At 74.3% G+C, this 24,913-nt stretch carries 24 protein-coding genes; 10 read left to right on the top strand and 14 right to left on the bottom strand.

Annotated features, from left to right (window positions below):
* Positions 1 to 107 precede the first annotated feature (107 nt).
* The 3 genes from FZ988_RS03350 to FZ988_RS03360 are packed head-to-tail and all read left to right on the top strand — an operon-like array spanning position 108 to position 2,714.
* Entirely contained in the window at positions 108 to 797 is a 690-nt protein-coding gene (locus FZ988_RS03350) for a hypothetical protein (RefSeq protein WP_149202608.1), read from the top strand.
* On the top strand, positions 794 to 2,239 hold the full coding sequence (locus FZ988_RS03355; RefSeq protein ID WP_149202609.1) for a CpaE/TadZ family protein: 1,446 nt from the start codon (positions 794 to 796) through the stop codon (positions 2,237 to 2,239). The genes FZ988_RS03350 and FZ988_RS03355 overlap by 4 nt, the downstream gene beginning before the upstream one ends.
* 4 nt (positions 2,240 to 2,243) lie before the next feature.
* Positions 2,244 to 2,714, top strand: coding sequence for a DUF6912 family protein (locus FZ988_RS03360; protein WP_149202610.1), 471 nt, complete (start codon positions 2,244 to 2,246; stop codon positions 2,712 to 2,714).
* Between the two features lie 9 nt (positions 2,715 to 2,723).
* On the opposite strand, the gene hisN is transcribed toward FZ988_RS03360, so the two are convergent.
* From hisN to FZ988_RS03380, 4 genes are all read right to left on the bottom strand, one after another.
* Positions 2,724 to 3,524, bottom strand: a complete 801-nt coding sequence (hisN, locus tag FZ988_RS03365; protein WP_149202611.1) for a histidinol-phosphatase — start codon at positions 3,522 to 3,524, stop codon at positions 2,724 to 2,726.
* A 61-nt stretch (positions 3,525 to 3,585) separates the two neighbouring features.
* Positions 3,586 to 4,653 carry a ribosome small subunit-dependent GTPase A gene (gene rsgA / locus FZ988_RS03370; protein WP_149202612.1) on the bottom strand — a complete coding sequence of 356 codons (1,068 nt, stop codon included), beginning with the start codon at positions 4,651 to 4,653 and terminating at the stop codon, positions 3,586 to 3,588.
* 7 nt (positions 4,654 to 4,660) lie between these two features.
* Positions 4,661 to 5,995, bottom strand: coding sequence for a 3-phosphoshikimate 1-carboxyvinyltransferase (aroA, locus tag FZ988_RS03375; RefSeq protein WP_149202613.1), 1,335 nt, complete (start codon positions 5,993 to 5,995; stop codon positions 4,661 to 4,663).
* A gap of 130 nt (positions 5,996 to 6,125) precedes the next feature.
* Positions 6,126 to 6,767 carry a DoxX family membrane protein gene (locus FZ988_RS03380; protein ID WP_149202614.1) on the bottom strand — a complete coding sequence of 214 codons (642 nt, stop codon included), beginning with the start codon at positions 6,765 to 6,767 and terminating at the stop codon, positions 6,126 to 6,128.
* Positions 6,768 to 6,926: 159 nt separating this feature from the next.
* On the opposite strand from FZ988_RS03380, the gene FZ988_RS03385 reads away from it, so the two are divergent.
* Together FZ988_RS03385 and rsrA are read left to right on the top strand one after the other, a co-directional pair.
* Positions 6,927 to 7,667, top strand: coding sequence for a sigma-70 family RNA polymerase sigma factor (locus FZ988_RS03385; RefSeq protein ID WP_281287147.1), 741 nt, complete (start codon positions 6,927 to 6,929; stop codon positions 7,665 to 7,667).
* Complete coding sequence (rsrA, locus tag FZ988_RS03390) at positions 7,664 to 7,975, top strand: mycothiol system anti-sigma-R factor (protein ID WP_149202616.1); 312 nt, start codon at positions 7,664 to 7,666, stop codon at positions 7,973 to 7,975. Before FZ988_RS03385 ends, rsrA begins: the two co-directional genes overlap by 4 nt.
* 98 nt (positions 7,976 to 8,073) lie before the next feature.
* Here the strand turns inward: rsrA and FZ988_RS19225 are convergent, their stop codons facing one another.
* Positions 8,074 to 8,148 carry a 50S ribosomal protein bL37 gene (locus FZ988_RS19225; RefSeq protein ID WP_155859599.1) on the bottom strand — a complete coding sequence of 25 codons (75 nt, stop codon included), beginning with the start codon at positions 8,146 to 8,148 and terminating at the stop codon, positions 8,074 to 8,076.
* 141 nt (positions 8,149 to 8,289) lie between these two features.
* On the opposite strand from FZ988_RS19225, the gene FZ988_RS03395 reads away from it, so the two are divergent.
* Positions 8,290 to 9,372, top strand: coding sequence for a type IV pilus twitching motility protein PilT (locus FZ988_RS03395; RefSeq protein WP_246169176.1), 1,083 nt, complete (start codon positions 8,290 to 8,292; stop codon positions 9,370 to 9,372).
* A 61-nt stretch (positions 9,373 to 9,433) separates the two neighbouring features.
* Here FZ988_RS03395 and FZ988_RS03400 read toward each other — a convergent pair whose 3' ends face one another.
* Positions 9,434 to 10,042: a GDSL-type esterase/lipase family protein gene (locus FZ988_RS03400; RefSeq protein ID WP_149202618.1), complete on the bottom strand. Its 609-nt coding sequence runs from the start codon at positions 10,040 to 10,042 to the stop codon at positions 9,434 to 9,436.
* Between the two features lie 148 nt (positions 10,043 to 10,190).
* Positions 10,191 to 10,370 carry a hypothetical protein gene (locus FZ988_RS03405; RefSeq protein ID WP_149202619.1) on the bottom strand — a complete coding sequence of 60 codons (180 nt, stop codon included), beginning with the start codon at positions 10,368 to 10,370 and terminating at the stop codon, positions 10,191 to 10,193.
* Positions 10,371 to 10,463: 93 nt separating this feature from the next.
* Here FZ988_RS03405 and FZ988_RS03410 point away from each other — a divergent pair, with 93 nt between their 5' ends.
* Positions 10,464 to 11,432, top strand: a complete 969-nt coding sequence (locus FZ988_RS03410) for a GlxA family transcriptional regulator (protein ID WP_149202620.1) — start codon at positions 10,464 to 10,466, stop codon at positions 11,430 to 11,432.
* Positions 11,433 to 11,520: 88 nt separating this feature from the next.
* On the opposite strand, the gene FZ988_RS03415 is transcribed toward FZ988_RS03410, so the two are convergent.
* The 5 genes from FZ988_RS03415 to FZ988_RS03435 all read right to left on the bottom strand — a co-directional run bounded on the left by FZ988_RS03415 (position 11,521) and on the right by FZ988_RS03435 (position 19,437).
* Positions 11,521 to 15,474, bottom strand: a complete 3,954-nt coding sequence (locus FZ988_RS03415; RefSeq protein WP_246169177.1) for a multifunctional oxoglutarate decarboxylase/oxoglutarate dehydrogenase thiamine pyrophosphate-binding subunit/dihydrolipoyllysine-residue succinyltransferase subunit — start codon at positions 15,472 to 15,474, stop codon at positions 11,521 to 11,523.
* Between the two features lie 228 nt (positions 15,475 to 15,702).
* Positions 15,703 to 16,524 carry an ABC transporter permease gene (locus tag FZ988_RS03420; RefSeq protein WP_149202622.1) on the bottom strand — a complete coding sequence of 274 codons (822 nt, stop codon included), beginning with the start codon at positions 16,522 to 16,524 and terminating at the stop codon, positions 15,703 to 15,705.
* Positions 16,521 to 17,594: an ABC transporter ATP-binding protein gene (locus FZ988_RS03425; protein WP_149202623.1), complete on the bottom strand. Its 1,074-nt coding sequence runs from the start codon at positions 17,592 to 17,594 to the stop codon at positions 16,521 to 16,523. Before FZ988_RS03425 ends, FZ988_RS03420 begins: the two co-directional genes overlap by 4 nt.
* A complete protein-coding gene (locus FZ988_RS03430; protein WP_149202624.1) occupies positions 17,591 to 18,685 on the bottom strand; it encodes a HAMP domain-containing sensor histidine kinase in 1,095 nt (364 codons plus the stop codon). Before FZ988_RS03430 ends, FZ988_RS03425 begins: the two co-directional genes overlap by 4 nt.
* Positions 18,682 to 19,437, bottom strand: coding sequence for a response regulator transcription factor (locus FZ988_RS03435; protein WP_149203056.1), 756 nt, complete (start codon positions 19,435 to 19,437; stop codon positions 18,682 to 18,684). The genes FZ988_RS03430 and FZ988_RS03435 overlap by 4 nt, the downstream gene beginning before the upstream one ends.
* A gap of 226 nt (positions 19,438 to 19,663) precedes the next feature.
* Here FZ988_RS03435 and FZ988_RS03440 point away from each other — a divergent pair, with 226 nt between their 5' ends.
* The 3 genes from FZ988_RS03440 to FZ988_RS03450 all read left to right on the top strand — a co-directional run bounded on the left by FZ988_RS03440 (position 19,664) and on the right by FZ988_RS03450 (position 23,279).
* Complete coding sequence (locus tag FZ988_RS03440; protein ID WP_188078959.1) at positions 19,664 to 20,986, top strand: hemolysin family protein; 1,323 nt, start codon at positions 19,664 to 19,666, stop codon at positions 20,984 to 20,986.
* The gene (locus FZ988_RS03445; RefSeq protein ID WP_149202625.1) at positions 20,983 to 22,101 is read left to right on the top strand and encodes a hemolysin family protein; all 1,119 of its coding nucleotides are present in this window, start codon (positions 20,983 to 20,985) and stop codon (positions 22,099 to 22,101) included. Before FZ988_RS03440 ends, FZ988_RS03445 begins: the two co-directional genes overlap by 4 nt.
* Positions 22,102 to 22,562: 461 nt before the next feature.
* A complete protein-coding gene (locus FZ988_RS03450; protein WP_188078960.1) occupies positions 22,563 to 23,279 on the top strand; it encodes a M15 family metallopeptidase in 717 nt (238 codons plus the stop codon).
* Between the two features lie 63 nt (positions 23,280 to 23,342).
* On the opposite strand, the gene FZ988_RS03455 is transcribed toward FZ988_RS03450, so the two are convergent.
* On the bottom strand, positions 23,343 to 24,296 hold the full coding sequence (locus tag FZ988_RS03455) for an aldose 1-epimerase family protein (protein ID WP_149202627.1): 954 nt from the start codon (positions 24,294 to 24,296) through the stop codon (positions 23,343 to 23,345).
* 61 nt (positions 24,297 to 24,357) lie between these two features.
* A complete protein-coding gene (locus FZ988_RS03460) occupies positions 24,358 to 24,843 on the bottom strand; it encodes a hypothetical protein (RefSeq protein ID WP_149202628.1) in 486 nt (161 codons plus the stop codon).
* Between the last annotated feature and the right edge of the window lie 70 nt (positions 24,844 to 24,913).

Genomic DNA, 24,913 nt, shown 5'->3' on the forward strand with positions numbered 1-24,913 from the left:
CAGGGTCGCCGACCGGCACACGAGGACGGCCGGACACGGCATGATGGGCGCGGAAAACGGACCTACCGGGACGTTCGGGACGCCTCGGTACACGGAAGCAGGGGGCCATGCACAACGCGAAGCATCCGCTCGGGGCGCCGTCGAGCCCACCGGCCGTGCGCCTGCGGCGGCCGGGGTGGCGCGACCCTCGGCTGCTCCTGGGGCTCGTCCTCGTCGCGAGCTCCGTGGCGCTCGGCTCGTGGCTCGTGGCGTCGGCGGGGCGCACGGTGCCGGTGTACGTGGCGGGCGAGACGCTCGTCCCGGGGCAGGCCCTGGGCGCAGGTGACGTCTCGGTGCGGCAGGTGCGTCTCGAGGGCGGCACCGCCGCCTACCTCTCGGCCGAGGACCCGGTACCCGAGGGGCTCGTGCTCACCCGGACGGTGGACGAGGGCGAGCTCGTCGCGCGGTCGGCCGTCTCCGCGGAGGTCGACCTGGGCCTGCGCCCGGTCGCCGTCGAGCCGGCGGGCCCGCTGCCCCGCGGTGTCGTCACGGGATCCACGGTGGACCTCTGGTTCGTCCCGCAGCCCGCGGGCGGCGCGGGAGGTGCGGGCGTCGGCGCCGCTGAGGCAGCCCCACGTGAGCTCGCCACGGGCCTGACGGTCGCGGAGGTCGCGGAGCCCGACGGCACCTTCGCGGTCGGCACGGAGCCCACGGTGCACGTGCTCGTCCCCGTCGCCGACCTCCCCGACGTGCTGGCCGCGCTCGCGGCCGAGGGATCCGTCGAGATCGTGCACGTCCCGGGCTCGGCATCCCGATGACGGCGGGGGTCCTCTGCGCCGTGCGCGGCGGCGCGGAGACGGCGGTGGTGCGCGACCTCGGCGCGTCCGCCGGGCGTCTGGACGTGACCCGGCGCTGCGCCGACCTGGGTGAGCTCCTCGCCGCGGCCGCGGCCGGCCTGGGCCACGTCGCCGTCGTCTCGACGGACCTCCCGGGGCTCGACCGGGAGGCCGTCAACCACCTGCACGGCTCAGGGGTCCGGGTCGTCGCCCTGGCCGACGACCGCGCCGGGTGGCCGGCCGCTCGCGTCTGGTCGCTCGGCGTGGACGCGGTGGTGCCCGACGGCTCGGCGGGAACGGGCTCGACGGACGCCGTCCTGCAGGTCCTCGCCGACGCGGACGAGGGCCTCCCGCCCGGTGCCCGGGCCGCGGCCGCGGGGGTCGTGACGGCCCGGTCGACCGCGAACGGGTCCGCCGCGGGCGCCCCGATGGAGCAGCGGCACGCGGCACGCCTCGGCCCGGCGTCGAGCCAGGGCGTGCTCCCGGACCACGCGGGCGAGCGCACCGCCCGTGAACCGTCCGCGGGTGTGACGGCGGACCACCTGGTGCCCGGCTCCGAGCGGGGTGGTGCGAGCCCGGGCCCGGCGGCGCCACCGGGGACGGTCGTGGCGGTGTGGGGCCCGACGGGGGCGCCCGGCCGCACGACCGTCGCGGTCAACCTCGCCGCCGAGCTGGCCGCGCTCGTCGACCCGGGGCGGGACCCGGTCCTGCTCGTCGACGCCGACACCTACGGTGGAACGATCGCGCAGATGCTGGGGCTGCTCGACGAGGCCCCCGGGATCGCCGCCGCCGCGCGGGCCGCGGCTGTCGGACGGCTCGACGACGCGACCCTCGCCGGGCTCACCCCGGCGCTCGACTCCGGGCTGCGGGTCCTCACGGGCCTGACGCGCGCGGACCGCTGGCCCGAGGTCCCGGCATCGGCGCTCGACGTCGTGTGGGCGGCCGCGCGCCGCCTCGCGACATGGACCGTCGTCGACTGCGGCTTCGCCGTCGAGCAGGACGAGGCCCTGAGCTACGACACGCGCGCGCCACGCCGCAACGCCGCGACGCTCTCCGCTCTCGCCGAGGCCGACGTGGTCGTCGTGGTCGGTGCGGGCGACCCCATCGGCCTCCAGCGGCTCGTGCGTGCGCTCGGGGAGCTCTCCGAGCTCGGCGTCCCGCCCGAGGGGCGCGTGGTCGTCGTCAACCGCGTGCGCGCCTCCGCGAGCGGCCCGCGGCCCGAGGAGGCGATCCGCGACGCGCTGCGGCGCTACGCGGGTGTGACCCGCGTCGAGCTGGTCCCCGACGACCGGGCGACGTGCGACGCCGCGGTGCTCGCTGCGCGGACCCTGGCGGAGCAGGCGCCGGGCTCACCCGCGCGGCGCGCCGTGGCGGCGCTCGCGCGTGCCTTGGTGCCCGCGCCGGCCACGGCAGGGGCACACTGAACAGATGCGCATCTACCTGCCCTGCACCTTGGCCGAGCTCGGGGCCAAGGCCGGCCTGAGCCCGAGGGTCGTGCACGCGGTGACGCCCGCGCTGCGGGCCGCCCTGCCGGACGAGGACGAGGAGGGCCTCGAGTACGCGGCCCAGCTCCTGGCCGCGGACGACAGCCTCGACCGGCTGGACCCCACCTCGGTGGGTGGGCGCCGCCGCGTCGTCGTCGCCGCGGACGTCCCCGCGGCGGTCGTGGACTCCGTCGACGAGGGTGAGGAGCACGCCCCGAGCGCGGTGCGCCTGACGACGTCGGTGGGCTGGGACGACGTCGCGTGCGCCCATGTCGACGAGCCCGCCGCGGAAGGCGACGTCGTCGCGGCGGCTGCGGGTGATGAGGCCGCGCTCGAACGTCTCGCGGAACGCGACCTGCTCTGGTACGACGTGAGCGAGCTGGGCCGCCTCGCCGTCAAGGCGAACCACGTCTGACCCGGGGACCTACCGGCCGAACGGGTCCAGGAGCGCGAGCACCTGGTCGTGGAGCGCGCCGTTCGTCACGAGCGCAGAGCCGCCCAGGGGGCCCGGGACGCCCTGGACGGACGTGAACCGCCCGCCGGCCTCCGTGACGATCGGCACGAGAGCCGCCATGTCGTGCAGCGCGAGCTCGGGCTCGGCGGCGATGTCGACGGCGCCCTCGGCGACGAGCACGTAGGACCAGAAGTCGCCGTAGCCCCGGGTGCGCCACACCGACCGGGTGAGGTCAAGGAACGCCTCGAGGCGTCCCTGCTCCTCCCACCCGCTCAGGCTCGAGTAGGACAACGAGGCGTCCTCGAGCTTCGTCACGGCCGAGACCTGCAGCCGTGACGCCGCGGCCAGCGACTTGCCGGTCCAGGCCCCTGAGCCCACCGCCGCCCACCAGCGGCGGCCCAGCGCGGGGGCGCTCACGAGGCCCAGCACGACCTCGCCGGCGTCCATGAGCGCGATGAGCGTGGCCCACACGGGCACGCCCCGCACGAAGTTCTTGGTGCCGTCGATCGGGTCGACGACCCACTGGCGGGGCCCGTGGCCCGTGTCCGGGAGCTCCTCGCCGATGACCGCGTCGCGAGGCCTCGTCCGCGCGAGCTGCGAGCGCACGATCTCCTCGGCGTGGCGGTCCGCGTCGGTCACGGGTGTGGTGTCCGGCTTGGTCTCGACGGTGAGGTCCTGCGCCTTGAACCGCGACATCGTCAGGGCGTCGACCTGGTCGGCGATCACGTGGGCGAGGCGGAGGTCGTCGTCGTACCCGGGACGCAGGGTCATGGCTGCACCGTATCGCTCGCGGCGCCCGGGCCCGGGGACATGATCACCGCGGCGCGGCCGTTCAGGCGGGTTCGCCCGCGCGGGCCGCGAGGAGCCGTCGCATCGAGTCGACGCGCGCGGCCCGCGCGGCGTGCTCCTCGCCCTCGGCGGCCGCCACCCACTCGTCGAGCGCGCAGTCGGGTGCGTCGGCCGCGTGCGAGCAGCCGCGGGGGCAGTGGTCGGTCGCGACCCGGGCCAGGTCGCCGAACGCGGCGAGGAGGCTCTCGACCTGCACGTGGGCGAGGCCGAACGAGCGGACGCCGGGTGTGTCGATGACCCATCCGGACCGGTCGGGCAGGCGCAGGGCGACGGCGGAGGACGACGTGTGCCGGCCGCGCCCGGTCACGTCGTTGACGACGCCTGTCGCGCGGGAGGCGTCGGGCACGAGCGAGTTGACGAGTGTCGACTTGCCGACGCCCGAGTGGCCCACGAGGACGGAGGTGCGTCCCGTCAGGCGCGCGCGGACCTCGTCGAGGCCGTGGATGACCGGTCGACCGTCCGGGCCGGGCGCGCCGTCCGCGGGCCGGGAGGTGACGACGACCTCGACCCCGATCGGCGCGTACATCGCGACGAGCTCGGCGGGGTCCGCGAGGTCGGCCTTCGTGAGGCACAGCAACGCGTCCATGCCGGCGTCGTACGCGGCGACGACGCACCGGTCGATCATGCGCGTCCGGGGCTCGGGGTCGGCGAGCGCGGTGACGATGACGAGCTGGTGGGCGTTCGCGACGATGACGCGCTCGACGGGGTCGGTGTCGTCGGCGGTCCGGCGGAGCACGGTGGACCGCTCCGAGATGCGCACGATCCGCGCGAGGCTGCCGGCCGCGCCGCTCGTGTCCCCGACGACGTCCACGAGGTCTCCGCACACGACGCGCTCGCGGCCCAGCTCGCGGGCCTTCATGGCCGTCGCGATGCGCTCACCGCCGGTGTCGGGGTCCACGAGGAGCGTGTACCTGCCGCGGTCGACGCCGGTGACCAGCGCGCGGTCGGCGTCGTCGTGGTCGGGCCGCTGCTTGGTGCGGGGCCGCGACCCCCGCGGGTTGGGCCGGGTGCGGACATCGCTCTCGTCGTAGCGGCGGGCGCGGGACCTCATGCGGGTGTCACAGGGCCCGGCTCGCGAGCATCGCGCCCCACAGCGCGACGAAGTCGGGGAGCGTCTTGGCCGTCGTGGCGACGTCGACGACCTCGACGCCCGGCACGCGCAGCCCGAGGAGGGCACCAGCGGTCGCCATGCGGTGGTCGTGGTAGGTCTCGAACGTCGCACCGTGCATGGGCCGCGGTGTCAGCACGAGTCCGTCGGCGGTCTGCTCGACCTGCCCCCCGAGGCGCGTGATCTCGGTCGCGAGCGCCGCGAGCCGATCGGTCTCGTGGCCGCGCACGTGCGCCACGCCCCGCAGCCGGGACGGCGAGTCCGCGAGCGCGGCGAGCGCGGCGATCGTCGGCGTGAGCTCGCCCGCCTCGTGCAGGTCGACGTCGATCCCGTGCACGACGCCGGTACCCGTGACGGTCATGACGTCACCGTCGAGGGTGGCCTGCCCGCCCATCGCCGTGAGGATGCCGGGCAGCAGCGCGCCCGGCTGCGTCGTGACGGCCGGCCAACGGGGCACCCGGACCGTCCCGCCGGCGACGAGCGCGGCGCAGAGGAAGGGTGCGGCGTTGGACAGGTCCGGCTCGACCGTGACGGTCGCCGCCGTCGGCACGCCGGGTGCGACGACCCAGAGGTCGGGGCGCGAGTCGTCGACGACGACGCCCGCCTCGCGGAGCACGCGCACGGTCATCTCGATGTGGGGCAGGCTCGGCAGCGTGCGGCCCGTGTTGCGGACGGTGAGCCCCTCCTCGAAGGCGGGCGCCGCGAGCAGCAGGCCCGACACGAACTGGCTCGAGGCGCTCGCGTCGACGTCGACGAGACCGCCGCGGGCGCGTCCCCGGCCGTCGACGGTGAACGGCAGGGTGCCGCGGCCGCCGTCGTCCACGCTGACGCCCAGCGCGCGGAGCGCCGCGAGCACGGGACCCACGGGTCGGGAGCGTGCCGTGGGCTCGCCGTCGAACCGCACGGTGCGCCCGACGAGCGCGGCGACCGGCGGGAGGAACCGCATGACGGTCCCGGCGAGGCCGCAGTCCACGTCGAGGAGACCCTCGTGCGCCGACGTCCCGGCGCGGGCGGCATCGAGCTCCAGGGGGCTGACGTGCCAGTCGGGGCCCGTGGTGTCGACCTGCGCGCCGAGCTGCTCGAGCGCGCGCGCCATGTTCAGGGTGTCGCGCGAGCTCAGGGCGCCGCGCAGGGTGCCGGGCCCGTCGGCGAGGGCCGCGAGCACGAGGTGCCTGGCCATGAGGGACTTCGAGCCCGGGACGGGGACGACGGCGTCGAGCGGGCCGGTGGCCACGGGTGCGCTCCACGGAGCGGTCGGGCTGCTGTCCGGCGTCACGGTGGGCATGCGCCGAGGCTACCGGGGCAGCCGGTGGCGCCGCGGCTCGGTCCGCCCGGACGGCCGGCCCGGCGCCCGGACGGCAGGCCCGGACCGAGCGCCCGCGCAGCGCGTGGGGCGGGTGCCGCCACGAGCGGCCTCAGGACGCGGCGCGACGGGCCTCTCGCACGGCCGCACGGGTCTGCCGGGCGGCCTCCGCGACCGCGAGCCGGGCCTCGCGCGCCGCCGCGTGGTCGACGCGAGCGTGCCCGATGCGCCAGCCCATGCTCGGCCGGCCCTCGCGGTCGGCGGCAACGGCGAGGGCGCCTCCGATCATCGAGAGGTTCCGCCAGAAGCGCTCCCGCAGGGCGGCCCGGTCCGCACCGCCCGCCCGCACGGAGGCCCCGGAGACCCCGCCCGTCGCGCCGACGGGACGTGCGAAGCGCCCGCGTTCCGGCGCGGCAGCGTCCGAGGCCGTCGCGACGAGGCGCGCGGACGCGCCGAACGGCTGGTTCACGACGGCGAGCGGCACCGTCAGCGCGGCGAGCGACAGGGCCGCGGTCCGCGGTGCCCGGCCGGTCGCGAGCATGAGGCCGGAGCAGAGCATGAGGGCGCCGTGCAGCCGCACGAGGCGGCGCAGGTCGGCGCTCCCGGGCGGTGCCGGGAGGTCGACCTTCGTCCCCAGCGCCTGCCATGACGCCTCGGCCCGCGCGACGTGCGGCGCCGGGGTGCGCACGGCGTCGAGCCCCTCGGTGATGAACCAGGCGGCGAACAGCGGTCGGGCGATCCGACGGACGAGCATCGTTGTCTCCTCATGGTGGCTGCGCGCGGGCCGTACCTGCTCCGCACGCTAACGCGTCCGCGGGCGTGCGGCACGGGCTGCGGCCTGCCCCGCCGGTCTCCGCGCCATCTCGTCGGGCGTGCGGGGAATCGGTCGGCGGCCGCGCGTGTTCTCACCCACATGACCTCGACCGTCCTGGAGCGACCGTCCGTGGCGCGCGACCTGGCGACCGGGTGGCCGCCCTCGGCCGTGCAGCCAGTAGGCTCGTGGTTGATGAGCGAGGAGACCCACCGGGCCCCCGAGGCGGAGGACTCCGGCGCCCGGGCCGCCCGGTTCGAGCAGGAGGCGCTGGTCTACGTCGACCAGCTGTACTCGGCCGCCCTGCGGATGACGCGCAACCCGTCCGACGCCGAGGACCTCGTCCAGGAGACGATCGCCAAGGCGTTCGCCGCGTTCCACCAGTACCGGCCGGGGACCAACCTCAAGGCGTGGCTGTACCGGATCCTGACCAACACCTTCATCAACACGTACCGGAAGAAGCAGCGCGAGCCGCTGCAGTCCGGTGCCGACGAGATCGAGGACTGGCAGATCGCGCGGGCGGCCTCCCACACGTCGACGGGGCTGCGCTCGGCCGAGGCCGAGGCGCTGGACAACCTGCCGGACTCGGACGTCAAGGCGGCCCTGCAGTCGATCGGCGAGGAGTTCCGCATCGCGGTGTACCTGGCCGACGTCGAGGGGTTCGCCTACAAGGAGATCGCCGAGATCATGGGCACCCCGATCGGCACCGTGATGTCGCGCCTGCACCGTGGCCGCCGTCAGCTCCGGGAGCTGCTCACCGACTACGCGCGCGAACGAGGGCTCGTACCTGCTGCCCCGCCCGTGCCGGCCGGGTCGTCCACGGGGGAAGGGGAGGACGCGTGAGCGCCGATCACACGGACGACGCCGGGACCACGGCCCCGCACGGCCACGCGCCGCACGACCATGCCGTCGACTGCACCGAGGCCCTCTCGCGCCTGTTCGAGTTCCTCGACGCGGAGGTCGACGAGCTCGAGGGCGACCGGATCCGCCAGCACCTCGCCGACTGCGAGCCGTGCCTCGCGGAGTACGACGTCGAGGACCACCTCAAGAAGCTCGTGCGCAGGTCCTGCTTGGACGCCGCGCCCGCCGAGCTGCACGTGCGGATCCGTCAGCAGCTGACGATCCTGCGCACCCAGGTAGAGCTGGGCTGACCGCCCGGCCCGGGTCGCGGACCTCGGTTCTCAGAGCCGAGCCGGACCGAGCCGGACGGCGGGCGTCCCTGGTGAACCAGGGGCCCGCCGTCGGCGGCTCAGGCGTTGGGACGGTTGCCGTGGTTGGCGGCGCTGCCCTTGCGGGAGCGGCGCTTGCGACCGCGCTTGCTCATGGCTGGCTCCTTGCTCTGACAGACCGACCGAATGGACGGACGGCGGCGTCCATGGTCCCACACCGGCGACCGTGCGCGGTGCGCCGTACTCGGGGGCCCGCGCCGTTCAAGTCCGGACCCCGGACGCCCGATGGACCAGAGGTGAGCGCACAGTCCGTCATCCCCCTCCTGCACGCCCTCGTGAGCGCCAACGGCTCCGACCTGCACTGCAAGGTCGGCTCCGCGCCGCGCGTGCGCGTCGACGGCCGTCTGCGCCGGCTCCAGGTGCCCGACCTGACCCCCGCCGACACCATCAACATGGTCGCCGAGGTCCTGCCCGCGGAGACCCGCGACGAGTTCGAGCGGACGCACGAGGCGGACTTCGCCTTCTCGCTCAGCGGCGTCGGCCGGTTCCGGGTCAACGCCTACCAGGCGCGCGGGACGCTCGGCCTCGTGTTCCGTCGGGTCTCGATGGGCGCGCAGACGCTCGAGGAGCTCGGGCTCCCGGAGATCGTCGGGGAGCTCGCGCTCGAGCCGCGCGGCCTCGTGCTGGTGACGGGCCCGACGGGCTCGGGCAAGACGACGACGCTCGCGTCGATGGTCGACCTCGTCAACACGTACAAGGAGGTCAACATCGTCACGATCGAGGACCCCATCGAGGTGCTGCACAAGGACAAGAAGGCGATCGTCTCCCAGCGCGAGGTGCGGTTCGACACGGCGGACTTCACGGTCGCGCTGCGTGCGGCGATGCGCCAGGACCCCGACGTGATCCTCGTCGGCGAGATGCGTGACGTCGAGACCGTGCGTGCGGCGCTGTCCGCGGCCGAGACGGGCCACCTCGTCCTGTCGACGCTCCACACGATCGACGCGCAGGAGACGATCAACCGCATCGTCGACTTCTTCCCGCCGCACGAGCAGAAGCAGATCCGCGGAGCGCTCGCCCAGGCGCTGCGCGGCGTCGTCTCGCAGCGCCTGTCCCGGCGCGCGGACGCCTCGGGCCGGGTCGCGGTCATCGAGGTCATGGTCAACACGGGCCGCACCGCCGAGGCGATCGTCGACCCGTTCAACGCACCGCCCATCGAGGACCTGATCCGCGAGGGCGAGTACTACAAGATGCAGACCTTCGACCAGCACATCTTCACGCTGGTGCGCGACGGCGTCATCACCTACGAGGACGGCTGCCTCGTGGCCAGCAACCCGCAGGACCTGACGGTCGAGCTCCGGGCCGCCGGCATCGTGCACTGACGGCGCGGCGTCCTGACGTCGCGCGCGGCCCGGTGCGAGCCGGGCGCGCGTGGGCGGGGAGCTAGACCGCGTCCTCGGGCAGGCCCAGCCACCGGTGCCAGCCGGTGTGGAGCACGAGCCACGCCATGAGCCCGTAGCCGGCCTGACCGGGCGTCTGGCCGTCACCGCTCGCGAGGTCCGCGAGCCACTGGTCGTGCTGCGCGAGCGGCGCGTACGTCTCGACGTAGGGCACCCGGCGTCGGCCGGCGACGTCGGCGAACGCGGCCGAGAGCTCGGCCTGGCGGTCGGGCTCCCCGTGCGCGGTGGGCGGCGGGCCGACGACGAAGGTGCTCAGGCGGCGGGACTCCGCCACGTCGAGGATGTTGGCGAGGTTGAGCCTGCTGCGTGCGAGGGAGACGCCCGCGGCGAGGTCGGCGTGGCCGAGCCCGATGACGAGGTGGTGGCTGCCGTCGGGCGGCGGCGGGCCGAACCGGATCGCGGTCTCGGCCTCCCAGCGGCCCGAGAGCGCCGTGGTGGTCTCCTGGGGCACCGCGAGCGTCATCACGTAGGGCGACGGCTCGAGGGGCGTGCGCGCCGTGACGCGCCCCACCCAGCCGAGCCCCTTCGGGTCGCCCGTGCCGGCGACGAGCTCGTCGCCGATCACACAGATGCGCTGTGCGCGGTCCACCAGGTCCTCCCGCAGGTCGATGACGTCTGCGTGCCAGTCTGGTGGACCCGGACCGTGAGGCAGGGGAGGACGCGCTGACGGAGCGTGCCGGGGGATGCGCGCCCTGGTCGCCGGGCGGCTGCTCCGGGGGCCACGCGGCGTCGTACGGGGGTCAGGGCAGGCGCGCAGCGCCCCTCGGCCCGTACGCGGCGTCGCCCGTCTCGTACCAGGCCGGGTGGGACGCGGGTGGCGGTCGACGCCCGTACCCGTCGCCGCGCACGGTGCGGACCAGGGCGACGCCGAGGGTGACGGCGGCCACGGAGACCAGGAGCAGGATCACGACGAGGCTCATGGCAGAGAGTCTTCTCTCGCCGAGGATCTGCCACGAGTGGCGCGTCCGTCGATGTTCGTCGACTTCCTGCCACCGTCGTGCCACGATGCGTGGATGCTGCGTTCCGTGACCGCGATCGTCCTGCCGGGTGTGGCGCCGTTCGAGCTCGGCGTCGTCTGCGAGATCTTCGGCATCGACCGGAGCGACACGGGGGGCCCCGCCTTCGACTTCTCGGTCTGCACGCCGAGCCCGGGCCTCGTCCCCGCCAAGACAGGCCTGTCGATCCTCGTCGAGCAGGACCTGAGCCGGGCCGACGACGCCGACCTCGTGGTGGTGCCCGCCTACGGCGACGACAGGGACGTGCCCGACGTCGTGCTCCAGGCCGTGCGCGACGCCGAGGCGCGCGGGGCGTGGGTCATGAGCGTGTGCAGCGGTGCCTTCGCGCTGGGCCGCGCGGGCCTCCTCGACGGTCGCCGCTGCACCACGCACTGGATGTACACCGACCGCCTGGCCGAGCAGTTCCCGCTCGCCGAGGTCGACCCGGCCGTGCTCTACGCCGAGGACCGCCGTGTCGTGACCAGCGCAGGCACCGCCGCGGGCATCGACGCGGGCCTGCACCTCGTGCGGCGCGAGCTGGGCGCCGCGGCTGCGGCGGCCATCGCACGCCGCATGGTCGTCCCGCCGCACCGAGACGGCGGGCAGGCGCAGTACATCGACACACCCATCCCGTGCGGTGACGGCGAGCTGGCTCCCGTGCTCACGTGGATCGTGGAGCACCTCGAGGAGGAGATCACCGTGCCGTCGCTCGCACGGCGAGCGCGGATGTCGGAGCGCACGTTCGCGCGGCGCTTCCGCGCGGAGACGGGCACGACGCCCGCGGGGTGGACGGCGCGTCAGCGGCTGCTGCGCGCCCAGGAGCTGCTCGAGGGCACCGACCTGCCGATCGAGGAGGTCGGTCGACGCGCGGGCTTCGGCGGCGCCGCCGGCCTGCGCCACCACTTCGCGCGGTCGATCGGGACGAGCCCGCTCGCCTACCGCAGGGCGTTCGCCGCCCCCGCGACCTCGGCCGCCGCGCTCTCCTGACCCACACCGGGTGCGCGACGGACCACCCGGTCCCGCTCCTCGGCGTCCCGGGCGGACGTCGAGGAGCCTGGGGCCGGGCGGCGGCGGGTCAGCGCGCGAACGCCTCCTCGACGAGGGCGACCTGCTCGCTCGCGTGCTTCTTGGACGAGCCCGCCGCCGGCGAGGCGGACGCGGCGCGTGAGACACGTCGCACCGGGCGCCCCAGCTCGGGCGCGAGCTGCACCGTGATGAACGTCCACGCGCCCTGGTTGGCCGGCTCCTCCTGGACCCAGACCAGCTCGGCGTCACCGAACGGGGCGACGGCGTCGGCCACGCCCTGCGGGTCGAGCGGGTAGAGCTGCTCGAGGCGCACGATGGCCGTCCGGGTGTCGCCGGTCTTGGTGCGGTGCGCGAGCAGGTCGTAGTAGACCTTCCCCGAGCACAGGAGCACACGGTCGACCCCACCGGGACCCACGTCCGGGTCGCCGATGACCGGGCGGAACGTGCCCGTCGTGAAGTCCTCCACGGGCGACGACGCGGCCTTGAGGCGCAGCATCGACTTGGGCGTGGCCACCACGAGCGGCCGCCGCGGGCGGTCGTACGCCTGGCGACGCAGGAGGTGGAAGTAGGAGGCCGGCGTGCTCGGTGCCGCGACGGTCATGTTGTCCTCCGCGCACAGCTGGAGGAACCGCTCGATGCGGGCCGAGGAGTGGTCGGGTCCCTGGCCCTCGAACCCGTGCGGGAGGAGCAGCACGACGGAGGAGCGCTGCCCCCACTTCTGCTCGGCCGAGGAGATGAACTCGTCGACGATCGTCTGGGCGCCGTTCGCGAAGTCCCCGAACTGCGCCTCCCACAGCACGAGAGCGTCCGGACGCTCGACCGAGTAGCCGTACTCGAAGCCCATCGCGGCGTACTCGGAGAGCGAGGAGTCGTACACCCAGAACTTCGCCTGGTCGCTCGAGAGGTACACGAGCGGGGTCCACTCGGCCCCGGTCTCGCGGTCGTGGAGCACGGCGTGGCGCTGCACGAAGGTCCCGCGGCGCGAGTCCTGCCCGGCGAGGCGCACGGGCGTGCCCTCGACGAGCAGGGACCCGAAGGCCAGGATCTCGCCGAAGCCCCAGTCGATGCCGCCCTCGCGGGACATCAGCTCACGCTTGGCCTGGAGCGCCTCGAGCTTGGGGTGGACGGTGAAGCCGGCCGGGGGGCGCACGTGCGCCCGGCCGATGCGGTGCAGCACCTCGGGGTCGACCGCGGTCTTCCAGCCGACCATGATGCCGGCGTCCTCGAGCTGGGACTCGGGCTTCTCCAGGCCCGCGATCGGCTCGGCCGACGCGGGCGGCGTGTAGCCACCCTCGCGCGTCTCCGTGAACACGTGCTCGAGCCGGCTCTGGTAGTCCTGGAGCACCTGCGACGCCTCGTCGACGGTGATGTCCCCGCGGCTCACGAGCGCCTCGGTGTAGAGCTTGCGCGCCGACCGCTTGGCCTCGATGAGGTTGTACATGAGCGGCTGCGTCATCGAGGGGTCGTCGCCCTCGTTGTGACCGCGGCGGCGGTAGCAGATCATGTCGATGATCACGTCACGGTCGAACTGCTCGCGGAACTCGAACGCTAGCTCGGCGACGCGCACGCACGCCTCGGGGTCGTCCCCGTTGACGTGGAAGATCGGGACCTGGAGGCCCTTGGCGACGTCGGTGCAGTAGTACGTCGAGCGGGACGAGGACGGCCCCGTCGTGAAGCCCACCTGGTTGTTCACGATGACGTGCACGGTGCCGCCGGTGCGGTACCCGCGCAGCTGCGCGAGGTTGAGCGTCTCGACGACCACGCCCTGGCCGGCGAACGCGGCGTCGCCGTGGATGAGGATCGGCAGCACGGAGAAGCCGTCGCCGCCGAGGTCGATGCGGTCCTGCTTGGCCCGCACGATGCCCTCGAGCACCGGGTCGACGGCCTCGAGGTGCGACGGGTTCGCGGCCAGGTACACCTGCGTGGACGCGCCCGACTCCGCCGTGAACGTGCCCTCGGTGCCGAGGTGGTACTTGACGTCACCCGAGCCCTGGACGCTCTTGGGGTCCTGGTTGCCCTCGAACTCCGCGAAGATCTGGCCGTAGCTCTTGCCCGCGAGGTTCGCGAGCACGTTGAGCCGCCCGCGGTGCGACATGCCGATGCAGACCTCGTCGAGACCGTTCTCGGCGGCCCGGGACAGGACGGCGTCCAGGAGCGGGATGAGCGACTCGCCACCCTCGAGCGAGAAGCGCTTCTGCCCGACGAACTTGGTCTGGAGGAAGGTCTCGAAGGCCTCCGCCGCGTTGAGGCGGCGCAGGATGCGCAGCTGGTCCTCGCGCGGCGTGCGGGCGTAGCCCGACTCGAGACGCTCCTGGAGCCAGCGGCGCTGACGCGGGTCCTGCAGGTGCATGTACTCGACGCCGACGGTGCGGCAGTACGAGTCGCGCAGCAGCCCGAGGATCTCCCGCAGCGTGGCCTTCGGCTTGCCCGTGAAGCCCGCCGTCGGGAAGACGCGGTCGAGGTCCCACAGGGTCAGGCCGTGGCTCTGGATGTCCAGGTCCGGGTGCTTGCGCTGGCGGTAGGCGAGCGGGTCCGTCTCCGCCATGAGGTGCCCGCGCGAGCGGTACGCGTGGATGAGCTCGGCGATGCGCGCGGGCTTGGCGAGCTCGGTGTCCTGGTCGACGGTGTTGTCGCGGACCCAGCGGACGGGCTCGTAGGGCACGCGCAGCGCGGTGAAGACGCGCTCGTAGAAGCCGCCCTCGCCGAGGAGCTTGGCGCCGACGATGCGCAGGAAGTCACCGGACTGCGCACCCTGGATGATCCGGTGGTCGTACGTCGAGGTGAGCGTGAGGACCTTCGAGACGCCGAGGCGGGCGAGCTGCTCGTCGGAGGCGCCCTGGAACTCGGCCGGGTAGTCCATGGCGCCGACGCCGACGATCGTGCCCTGGCCGGCCATGAGCCGCGGGACGGAGTGCACCGTGCCGAGGGTCCCCGGGTTGGTGAGCGAGATCGTGGTCCCCGCGAAGTCCTCGACGGTGAGCTTGTTGGCCCGCGCGCGCCGGACGAGGTCCTCGTACGCGGCGACGAACTGACCGAAGTCCATCGTGTCCGAGCCCTTGATGCTCGGGACGAGGAGCTGGCGCGTGCCGTCGGGCTTCGCCAGGTCGATCGCGAGGCCGAAGTTCACGGCCGCGGGCTGCATGATGGCCGGCTTGCCGTCGACGAGCGTGTAGCTCGCGTTCATGGCCGGCATGTCGGCGAGCGCCTCGACGACGGCGAAGCCGATGAGGTGCGTGAAGGAGACCTTGCCGCCCCGGCTGCGCGCGAGGTGGTTGTTGATGACGATGCGGTTGTCGACCATCAGCTTCGCCGGGACCGCGCGCACCGACGTCGCGGTCGGGACCTCGAGGCTGCTCTCCATGTTGGCCACGACGCGCGCGGCGGGCCCGCGCAGGCGCTCGACCGTCGGCTCGGCGGCGGTCCGCCTCGCCTTGAGGCGCGCGGACGGCACCTCGGCGTACGGCGCCGTCGCCGGTGTGGCGGCGGCGATCGGCGCGGTGATGGTCGCGTCGGCGTCGGGCTCGCGCGGCGTGCGGGGCGTGGCCTGCGCGGGGGAGCGCTGAGCCTGGGCGTCCGGCGCCGGACGGTCCTCCGGCGCGCGCGGGGCGGGCTGCGGCGTCGCCTGGGCGCTCGCGGTGCCCGGTGCGCTCGTGCTGCTCGGCGCGGCCGCCGCCCCGGTCGGCGGGGCGGCATGGGGCGTCCCCGGGGCGCCGTCGGCACCGGCCGCGGGCCGGGCGGGTGCTGCGTCGGCGGACGGCCGCGGCGGTGCGGCGGGTGCGTCGCCGGCTGTCGTCGGCTCCTGCTCGTCCGCGGCGGACCGGCCGGCCTGGGCGCCGGTGCCCTGGGCCTTCTCGTTCCGTGGGCGGTAGTCCTCGAAGAAGTCCCACCACGCCGGGTCGACCGCGTCCTTGTCGGTCAGGTATTGCTCGTAGAGCTCGTCCACGAGCCACTCGTTCGCACCGAACGCAGCACGCACAGCATCGGGTTCTGCCTTCTGGGACACGCCGGGATCGCCCACTTCCACCACGGACTTTGGACCGTTGTCAGGGTCTGCTTGGTGTGTCCACCCTAGGCCACGCAAGGCCCCCGCGGCGCCTGAACGCGCAGGTGGCGGGCCATGAACGCCCGGTCGGCCACGCGGCGGTCGAGGTGCGGTCACGGCGACGCAAACGGTGGGCCGAAAGTCCCCCAAGATCCCCAAGCGCGGGTCCGGGCGACGTCCCGAGCGGCCTCACGTGATGTCGCGTCGAAGGGTCGTGACGCGGCCCACGGCCGCCATCACGAGCCCGTAGCCGACGAGGACGAGGAGGCCCTGCCACCACGGGAGCAGCTCGGCCACGCCGGTGGAGCTGTAGAGGCTCGCCCCGGTCACGGACTCCCCGGCCGCGCCCGGCAGCCACTTGCTCAGCCCGGCCGTCACCTCGGACGACCCGAGGAGCATGCGCGCGATCGGCTCGACGAACTGCGTGAAGGCCAGGAGCGTCACGATCGCCGCGACCTGGTGGGTCAGCACGGTGCCGAAGCCGACGCCGACCATCGCCCACACCGCGAGGACGAGGACGGACAGCCCGATCGTGCGCCACGTCTCGAGGTCCCCGAGGGCCGTCGCCTGGTCGCGCAGCGCGAGCACGGCCGCGCCCGGGAGCACCGTGAAGAGCGTCCCGACGAGGCCGAAGACCAGCCCGAGCGGGAGGCTCGCGAGGAGCTTGGCGCCGAGCACCACGCTGCGCCGCGGCTCGGCGAGGAACGTGGGCGTGACGGTCATGTGCCGGAACTCGCCGGTGACCGCCAGGGCACCGACCACGACGGGGAACACGTAGCCGAGCGCCGGCGCGAGCGTGTACACGGTCATCGCGATGGCTGTCGCGTCGAGGGTTGCGCCCGTGGGCTCTCCGTTCATGCCCGTGAAGGCCGCGTCCGCACCGTCGACCGTGAAGAAGAAGGCCATCCCGGCGCCGAGGAACGCCATGTACACGGCCATGCACAGGAGCAGGCCCCACCACAGGCGTGTGGTCACGAGCTTGCGGAACTCGGTCGTCAGGGCTGCCCTCATGCGGCACCTCCGGGCTGCGCGTGCCGTCCCGGTTCACCGGGTTCACCTGTGTCAGCGGGAGGTGTCGGTCCGGGTGGTGCCGCCGAGCGGTGCGCGGCGACGTGGCCGCCGTCCCCCGCGGGGCCCGCGGGCCCCGCGGTGCCGCCTCCCGTGAGCCGCAGGAACACGTCCTCGAGGCCGACCTCGCGCACCGCGAGCTCGTGCACCTCGAGGCGTGCGGCGAAGGCGGCGGCACCCACCTGGGCGGCGTCGACGTCCTGCAGGGTCACCGACCCGGGCCGTTCGCCCTCGGCGGGGACGACGAGCGTGGGCCAGCGTTCCGCGACCAGACGCGCGAGCCCGTCGACGTCGGGCGACGAGACCCGCACGGTGCGCGTCGTGAGGCGAGCGAGGTCGGCGAGCGGCGATGCGTGCACGAGCCTGCCGTGGGCGATGATCACGACGTCGTCGACCGTCTGCTGGACCTCGGAGAGCACGTGGCTCGACACCAGGACGGTCCGTCCCTCGCCCGCCAGGTGGCGCAGGAACGCCCTGAGCCACGCGATGCCCTCGGGGTCGAGGCCGTTGGCGGGCTCGTCGAGCACCAGGACGCGCGGGTCGCCCAGGAGCGTGGCGGCGAGGCCGAGTCGCTGGCGCATCCCGAGGGAGAACCCGCCGACCCTGCGGCCGGCGACGTCGGCGAGGCCCACGAGCGCCAGGACCTCGTCGCACCGCGTGTCGGGGACGCCCACCTGCGGTGCGTAGACGCGCAGGTGGTCGCGTGCCGTGCGGCCCGGGTGGAAGCTCGCGGCCTCGAGCGCGGCGCCGACGACGCGGGCTGGGTGGTCGAGCTCGTGGTAGTGCCGGCCGCCGATCGTGGCCGAGCCCCCGGAGGGCCGGACGAGGCCGAGGAGCATGCGCAGCGTCGTCGTCTTCCCCGCGCCGTTGGGCCCCAGGAAGCCGGTCACGCGACCCGGCCGGACCGTGAACGACAGGTCGTCCACCGCCCGGACGACGCCGAACGACTTGGAGAGGTGGTCGACGACGACGGTGCCGTCGGGCGAGGGGTCGTGGAGGCTGCGCGGGCTCACGGTGCCACGCTAACGGTCGGCGGGAACCGTCGCGGACGATCGACGGGAAGCGTCACGCGCATGACGCAGCCGCTCGTCGAGTCGGCGACCCGCACCGTGCCGCCGTGGAGCTGGACGGCCCACCGGACGATCGCCAGGCCCAGCCCGGTGCCGCCCGTGCTCTGCTGGCCCGTCTGCGCGGGCGCGTTGCCGCGCGTGAACCGTTCGAAGACGCGCGTGCGGTCCGCCGCCGGGATCCCTGGTCCCTGGTCGACGACGTCGACGACCACGGCCGCGCCGGCACGGCGGGCCTCCAGACGCACCGTCCCGCCGGCGGGGGAGTGCCGGATCGCGTTGTGCAGCAGGTTCGCGACGACCTGGTGCAGCCGCTCCTCGTCCGCGGGCAGGGTGAGGTCCGCCGGCTGGACCTGCACCACGACCCGGAGGTCCTTGTCGACGGTGAGCGGCTCCGCGGCCGCTGCGGCCTCGCGCAGGAAGTCCTCGAGCCGCACGTCCGTGATGTCCAGTCCGACGGCCCCGGCCTCGATGCGGGAGAGGTCCAGCAGGTAGGCCACGAGGCGGCCGAGACGCTCGGTCTGCGCGAGGGCGGCCTCGAGCGCAGCGGGGTCGGGCTCGCTCACGCCGTCGACCATGTTCTCGAGCTGTGCCCGCAGGGCGGTCACGGGCGTGCGCAGCTCGTGCGAGACGTTCGCGACCATCTCGCGGCGCAGCAGGTCGGCCTGCTCGAGGTCCTCGGCCATCGTGTTGAACGCAGTCGCGAGCTGGCCGACCTCGTCGCGGCTGCTCGCGCGCACGCGCTGGGAGTAGTCGCCCGACGCCATGGCGCGCGCGGCCGCCGTCATCTCGCGCAGCGGCGACGTCATGCCCCGTGCCAGCACCTGCACGCCGATGACGGACACCACGACGGCCAGGGGGAGCGTGCGGGTCGGGCCGAGGTGGTTGTACAGGCCGACCCAGGTGATGAACGCCGCGAGCGTCACGGTCGCCGTCACGAGGACGCCGAGCTTGATCTTGATCGACGAGAACCGGTCGAGCGGACGGACGTCCGGGAGCCGCCCGCGTCCCGCGTGGCGGGGAGCGGGCGCCGTCACTGGTCCGACGGCTCGAACGCGTAGCCGACGCCGTGGACGGTCCGCACGAGGTCCGGCCCGAGCTTGCGGCGCAGCGCCTTGACGTGGGAGTCGACCGTGCGGGTGCCGCTCGCGTCGACCCAGTCCCACACCTCCGCGAGCAGCCGTTCGCGGGTCAGCACGGTGCGCGGGCTCTGCGCCAGGGTCACGAGGAGGTCGAACTCGGTGGGCGTCAGGTGCACGGGGCTGCCCGCGCGCGAGACGCGACGCTGCGCCCGGTCGATCACCACGTCACCGGCGACGATGGCGGGCTCGGCCGGTGCCTGCTCGGCGAGCTGGGCCGAACGCTCGACGCGCCGCAGGAGCGCCTTCGTCCGCGCGACGAGCTCACGCATCGAGAACGGCTTCGTCATGTAGTCGTCGGCACCGACGCCGAGGCCCACGAGCATGTCCGTCTCGTCGTCGCGTGCGGTGAGCATGATCACGGGGACGGGTCGCTCGACCTGGATGCGTCGGCACACCTCGAGCCCGTCGATGCCGGGCAGCATCACGTCGAGCACGACGACGTCGGGGGCGAGCTGCGACGCCATGGACACGCCCGTGTGCCCGTCGGGCGCGATCTCGACGCGCCAGCCCTCGGCGCGCATGCGGTGCGCCACGGCGGCGGCGATGGCGGGCTCGTCCTCGACGACGAGCACGACGACCGAACCCGTGTCCCGCGTGGCCCCGGCGGTCGTGCCGGGCCGCGGGGCGGCCCCGCCGGCGCCGGTCATGGCCCCGGGTGAGCCGGGGACGCTGCCGAGGGGACGGTCCGACCTCATGGATGGCATGCCCCAAGCCTGGCACAGCCCTCCGTTATGCTGGCCGCACGATGACCAGCTCAAGTCTGAGCCGGTACCGGTCCGCCGGTGCCGGCTCACCCCAGGTCCCTGTCGCCGGGCTCGTGCCCGGCTCCCACCTCACGCTGCACGCCCGCGGGCGTGCCACCGGCGAGCCCCCATGCTGAGCGACTGGCTCATGGTGCTGCTCGGCGTCGCGCTGACCGCCGGCACCGCGGTCTTCGTGGCGGCGGAGTTCTCGCTGGTCACGCTCGACCCGGGCGTCGTCGACCGTCAGGTCGCGGAGCGCCCTGATGCGCGCTCGCGCTCGGTCCGCCGTGCTCTGGCGGAGCTGTCGACGCAGCTCTCCGGGGCGCAGGTGGGCATCACGGTCACGACGATCCTGCTCGGCTACACGACGCAGCCCGCGATCGCCTCGCTCCTCGCGGGCCCCCTGGGGGACGCCGGGCTCGCCGAGGCGGCCGCGACAGGCGTCGCCGCGGTCCTGTCGATCCTCGTCGTCAACGGGTTCTCGATGCTGTTCGGCGAGCTCGTGCCCAAGAACCTCGCGCTCAGCGCGCCGCTCGCCACCGCGCGCGGGGTGGCGCCCGCCCAGCGCGGCTTCACGACGGCGCTGCGCCCCGTCATCAGGGTGCTGAACGACAGCGCGAACGCGCTCCTGCGGCGTGTCGGCGTGGAGCCGCGCGAGGAGCTCTCGGGCGGTCGCTCGGCCCAGGAGCTGATCTCCCTGGTGCGCCGTTCGGCCGAGGTCGGGACGCTCGACGTCGGCACGGCGACGCTCCTGACCAACTCGATCGAGCTCGACACCCTCACCGCGGTCGACGTGATGACCGACCGGACTCGCGTCGAGGTGGTCCGCCGCGACGAGACCGCGGCGGACGTCGTCGAGCGTGCGCGGGCCACGGGCCACTCGCGCTTCCCCGTGATCGACACGTCGCACGACGACATCGTGGGGCTGGTGCACCTGCGGCGCGCCGTCGCCGTCCCCTACGAGCGGCGCGGGGACGTGCCTGCCGCGGCGCTCATGGACGACGCGCCGCGCGTGCCCGAGACGGTCCGGCTCGGGCCCCTGCTGGTCGAGCTGCGCGAGCACGGCATGCAGATGGCTGTCGTCGTGGACGAGTACGGCGGGACCGCCGGGGTCGTGACCCTCGAGGACGTCATCGAGGAGCTCGTCGGCGAGGTCGCGGACGAGCACGACCCCCGCCGGGCCGGCGTGCACCGGACAGCCGACGACTCGTGGAGCGTGCCGGGCCTGCTCCGGCCCGACGAGCTCACCGAGGGCACAGGCCTGCGGGTCCCCGACGACGGCGCCTACGAGACCCTCGGCGGGCTCCTCATGGAGCGGCTCGGCAGGGTCCCGCGGGCGGGCGACGTGGTGCACGTGCCGGGCGTCGCGCTCCAGGTCGAGCAGATGGACGGGCGGCGCGTGGAGCGCATCCGGGTCAGGGCCGTCGAGGAGCGGGAGGAGGAGGACTCATGAGCACCGGCCTCGCCATCACGCTCGGCGTGCTGCTGCTCGCCGCGAACGCCTTCTTCGTCGGCGCCGAGTTCGCCATCATCTCGGCGCGCCGGAGCGCCATCGAGCCGCTCGCCGCGGCCGGCTCGCGGCGGGCGCGCGTCGTCCTGTGGGCGATGGAGCACGTGTCCCTCATGCTCGCCTGCGCGCAGCTGGGCATCACCGTGTGCTCGACCTCCCTCGGCGTCGTCGCCGAGCCCGCGATCGCGCACCTCATCGAGGGGCCGTTGCTCGCAGCGGGCCTCCCCGAGGGTGCCGTGCACCCGGTCGCGTTCGTCGTCGCGCTCGGGGTCGTCGTCTACCTGCACGTCGTCCTCGGCGAGATGGTCCCGAAGAACCTCGCGGTGGCCGGCCCGGACCGGGCCGTCCTGTGGTTCGGGCCGCCGCTCGTGTGGATCGGCCGGGCAGTCAGCCCGGTCATCACGGCGCTCAACTGGCTCGCCAACCACATCGTCCGCCTGTTCGGCGTCGAGCCCAAGGACGAGGTGGCGTCGGCGTTCACGGCCCAGGAGGTCCAGTCAATCGTCGAGCGGTCGCAGGCCGAGGGGCTGCTCGACGACGCCCAGGGCCTGCTCGCCGGTGCGATCGAGTTCAGCGACCGCACCGCGCGCGAAGTGATGGTCGAGGTCGGGGACCTCGTCTCCGTGCCGCAGGGCTGCTCCGTGGCCGACGTCGAGCGACTCGTGTCGCGCACGGGCTTCAGCCGGTTCCCTGTGATCGACGCCGCGGGGGACCCGGTGGGCTACCTGCACCTCAAGGACGTCCTGTATGCCGGGCCCGACGAGCGTGACGCGCCCGTGCCTGCGTGGCGTGTCCGCGCGCTCGCGCAGGTGCGCCCGGACGACGAGGTCGAGGAGGCGCTCGCGGCGATGCAGCGGTCGGGCACGCACCTCGCCCGCGTCGTCGGGCCGCGGGCGGGCGACGCCACGGCGGGGGCGCAGGGCTCGCCCGGCCCGGTGACGGCGGACTCCGACGTCACCGCAGGCGGCGAGGTCCTCGGGGTCGTCTTCCTCGAGGACATCCTCGAGGAGCTCGTCGGCGAGGTCCGTGACGCGATGCAGCGCGGTCAGATCGGCTGAACGGGACGTGAACAACGCGGGGATCGCGCCGTGAACGCGACGAGAGCGCGCCGCCCGCCGGCGGCCCCTGTGCAGCACCAGGTCGGGACCAAGGGCCGCTTGGCTCAGGACGGCCGACCCGTTACTGTTTCGTAATCACCGCCGCCGCGCCGAGGATCCCCCTGTGCCGGCGGCCGGCGGTCACGTTCCCACGGCCACGCGCCGTGGGACCAGCATGTCGGTGCGCGTCCCGCCCGAGGGCGGCAGCAGTCGGAGGTCCGGTGGAGCCAGAGCAGTCGCGGTCGCGGCTCGACTCGGCGACCTCGGCGGGCTCCTCAGGGACCGCGCACGGCGCCGTGACACCCGCTCCTCCCTCGCGTCGTGCGATGCGCCAGGCCGCGTCCCCGCAGACCGGTCCGGGCGCCGTCAGCCCGTCGCGCGCGGAGCGCCGGGAGCGCAGCCGCACGCGCAGGACCACGTCGGTGGGTGCTGCCCCGCGTTGGCTTCCGCGCGCGGGCGTCCTCGCCGCCCTCGCGACAGCGACCATCGCGGTGCCGCTCGCGGGCGCCGGTCAGCCGGCGCAGAGCGGTTCGACGACGCAGGCCGCCGTCGCCGCGCTCGGCTACCCCACCGCGATGGAGGTGCTCGCCTCCGACGTCCAGCAGACGACACCGACGTCGCTCCTCGCCGGCGTGCCGGGCGCCGAGCGGGTCTCGGACACCACCAGCCGCTCCCTGACCAGGGACCCGCTCCCCGGCTGCGACGGCCAGGCGCGGGAGTCCGGGCAGAACGGTCAGATCCCGTCGTCCGACCTGTGCGCGCTCTGGGAGCCCGACCAGATGCTCCGGGGGGACGCTGCCGTCGCCCTGTCCGAGCTCAACCTCAACTTCCGCGCCGCGTTCGGTCGCGACATCTGCCTGACGGACTCGTACCGTTCGCTCGCCGAGCAGCGTCGTCTCGCCTACACTAAGCCCGGTCTCGCGGCGTCCCCCGGGACCTCGAACCACGGCTGGGGCCTCGCGATCGACCTGTGCACCTCGGAGAACAGCAAGTCGGACGTGATGTCCTGGCTCTCCGACAACGGACCGATCTTCGGCTGGGACAACCCCCAGTGGGCCCGTCGCGGCGGCTCGGGCGCGTTCGAGCCGTGGCACTGGGAGTACGTGCCGGGTACGACGGAGATGGGCACCAACTACTGACGTCGCCCGGCGCCGGCCCGCCCTACCCGTGACGGGCAGGGCGGCACCGCACCGCCGACGAGCTCAGATCAGGCAGGCGCCCCAGGTCACCTCGTGGCTCTGGCCAGGCGCGAGCGTGATGAGGCGCTCGCCGGTGCGGAACGCGTCCGCGATGCAGCTCATCGGCTCGGCCGCGACGCCTGTGCGTCGGTAGTCGACGGCACCGAGGTGGTCGCCCGTGCAGATCTGCCAGGTGTCCATCGACTCGTCCATCCACACCGCCGCCGTGCGGCCGTCCGGACCTTCGACGCGGATCCAGGACAGGCCGTCCTCGTCACGGAGCACGTCGACGTAGGCGTCGTCGAGGTCGAGGCCGCGCAGCGACCGCGGCTCTCGGAGGTCGTAGTCGCCCTCGGCCGGCGTCGTGCCGGTCGGCAGGAGGCGGTCGTCGACGGTCACGCGCGTCGCCGCGTCGAGGCGGACCGTGCACTCGTCGAGGGACGCGCCGCCGGGGGAGAGCCACGGGTGGAACCCCACGCCGTACGGGGCGGCACCAGTCCCGAGGTTCGTGGCCGACGTCTGCACGTGCAGGCCGGTCGCCGTCAGGCGGTACGTGACCTGCATGAGCAGGTCGAACGGGTAGCCGCCGCTGGGTGCGAGCCGCAGCCGCAGCGTCACGGCCTCGCCCGCCGCGTGCGCGGCGTCGTCGACCGGGACCACCGACCACCGCTGCCACATGACGAGGCCGTGGAGAGCCGTCCCCAACGCGGGCTCGGTGATGTCGAGCTGGAGGTCGGCCCCCTCCCACGTGTAGCGGCCGTCTCGGATCCGGTTCGGCCACGGGGCGAGCACGGCGCCGTGGCCGGCCGGTGCCGGGACGTCTGCGGGGAAGGGGGTGAAGACGTCACGGCCCCCGACGGTGTAGACCCGGACCTTGGCACCGACGTCCGTGATCGTGACGCGCTGGTCGCCCGACACGAGCTCGATCTGGTGGCCGGACAGGGGAGCGGGAGCCGTGGCGGCGATGTCGTGATTCACCCGGTCACGCTATCGGCCGCGGGGGAGCGGGACCACGACCAAGGTCTCGGACGCGGTGGGTTCAGGCCCCGTCGAGCTGCTGAGCCAGGGAGTCGAGCTGGGCGGAGAGCGCCTCGAGGGCCGTCTTGAGGGCGCCCTCGGCGTCGCCTGCGACGGCGTCGAGCTGGGTGTCCGCGGAGGCGAGCGCCTCCTTGGCGGCCGCGACGGTGGCCTCCGCCTCGGGTCCCGCGGTGGCCGCGGCTCCCTCGACCGCCGTACGCGCCTGGTCGAGTGCCGCCGTCGCCGAGGCGGTTGCGGCCTCGATCTCCGCCCGGCGTGCGGGGTCGAGTGCCGCGTCGTTGAGCGTGGTCTCGACGTCCTGGAGCGATGCGCGCGCGTCGTCCACGCCCGTCTGGACCTGCTCGCCGAGGCGGTCGAGGTCGACCTCCGGCACGTCGTCCGCGAGTCCGCACGCCCCGGTGAGCAGGAGGCCGCCCACGAGTGCGGCGACGCCCGCCAGGCGGCGTCGGGAGGCGGTGGGTCGGGCCGGGGCTGCGTCGGGGGTCATGCGCGCTCCTGGGTGGTGTGGGGGAGCTCCCAGTCTGCCTTGCCCGGCCGGCGGGGTCGTGCCGACAGGC

This window comes from Actinotalea subterranea (genome assembly GCF_008364845.1).
GTDB lineage: Bacteria > Actinomycetota > Actinomycetes > Actinomycetales > Cellulomonadaceae > Actinotalea > Actinotalea subterranea.

Excerpts from the sequence above, each read along its gene's own strand:
- FZ988_RS03350 (WP_149202608.1), top strand. The coding sequence starts at position 108 with ATGCACAACGCGAAGCATCCGCTCGGGGCGCCGTCGAGCCCACCGGCC.
- FZ988_RS03355 (WP_149202609.1), top strand. The coding sequence starts at position 794 with ATGACGGCGGGGGTCCTCTGCGCCGTGCGCGGCGGCGCGGAGACGGCG.
- FZ988_RS03360 (WP_149202610.1), top strand. The coding sequence starts at position 2,244 with ATGCGCATCTACCTGCCCTGCACCTTGGCCGAGCTCGGGGCCAAGGCC.
- hisN (WP_149202611.1), bottom strand. The coding sequence starts at position 3,524 with ATGACCCTGCGTCCCGGGTACGACGACGACCTCCGCCTCGCCCACGTG.
- rsgA (WP_149202612.1), bottom strand. The coding sequence starts at position 4,653 with ATGAGGTCCCGCGCCCGCCGCTACGACGAGAGCGATGTCCGCACCCGG.
- aroA (WP_149202613.1), bottom strand. The coding sequence starts at position 5,995 with ATGCCCACCGTGACGCCGGACAGCAGCCCGACCGCTCCGTGGAGCGCA.
- FZ988_RS03380 (WP_149202614.1), bottom strand. The coding sequence starts at position 6,767 with ATGCTCGTCCGTCGGATCGCCCGACCGCTGTTCGCCGCCTGGTTCATC.
- FZ988_RS03385 (WP_281287147.1), top strand. The coding sequence starts at position 6,927 with ATGACCTCGACCGTCCTGGAGCGACCGTCCGTGGCGCGCGACCTGGCG.
- FZ988_RS03405 (WP_149202619.1), bottom strand. The coding sequence starts at position 10,370 with ATGAGCCTCGTCGTGATCCTGCTCCTGGTCTCCGTGGCCGCCGTCACC.
- FZ988_RS03410 (WP_149202620.1), top strand. The coding sequence starts at position 10,464 with ATGCTGCGTTCCGTGACCGCGATCGTCCTGCCGGGTGTGGCGCCGTTC.
- FZ988_RS03420 (WP_149202622.1), bottom strand. The coding sequence starts at position 16,524 with ATGAGGGCAGCCCTGACGACCGAGTTCCGCAAGCTCGTGACCACACGC.
- FZ988_RS03435 (WP_149203056.1), bottom strand. The coding sequence starts at position 19,437 with ATGACCGGCGCCGGCGGGGCCGCCCCGCGGCCCGGCACGACCGCCGGG.
- FZ988_RS03440 (WP_188078959.1), top strand. The coding sequence starts at position 19,664 with ATGCTGAGCGACTGGCTCATGGTGCTGCTCGGCGTCGCGCTGACCGCC.
- FZ988_RS03445 (WP_149202625.1), top strand. The coding sequence starts at position 20,983 with ATGAGCACCGGCCTCGCCATCACGCTCGGCGTGCTGCTGCTCGCCGCG.
- FZ988_RS03460 (WP_149202628.1), bottom strand. The coding sequence starts at position 24,843 with ATGACCCCCGACGCAGCCCCGGCCCGACCCACCGCCTCCCGACGCCGC.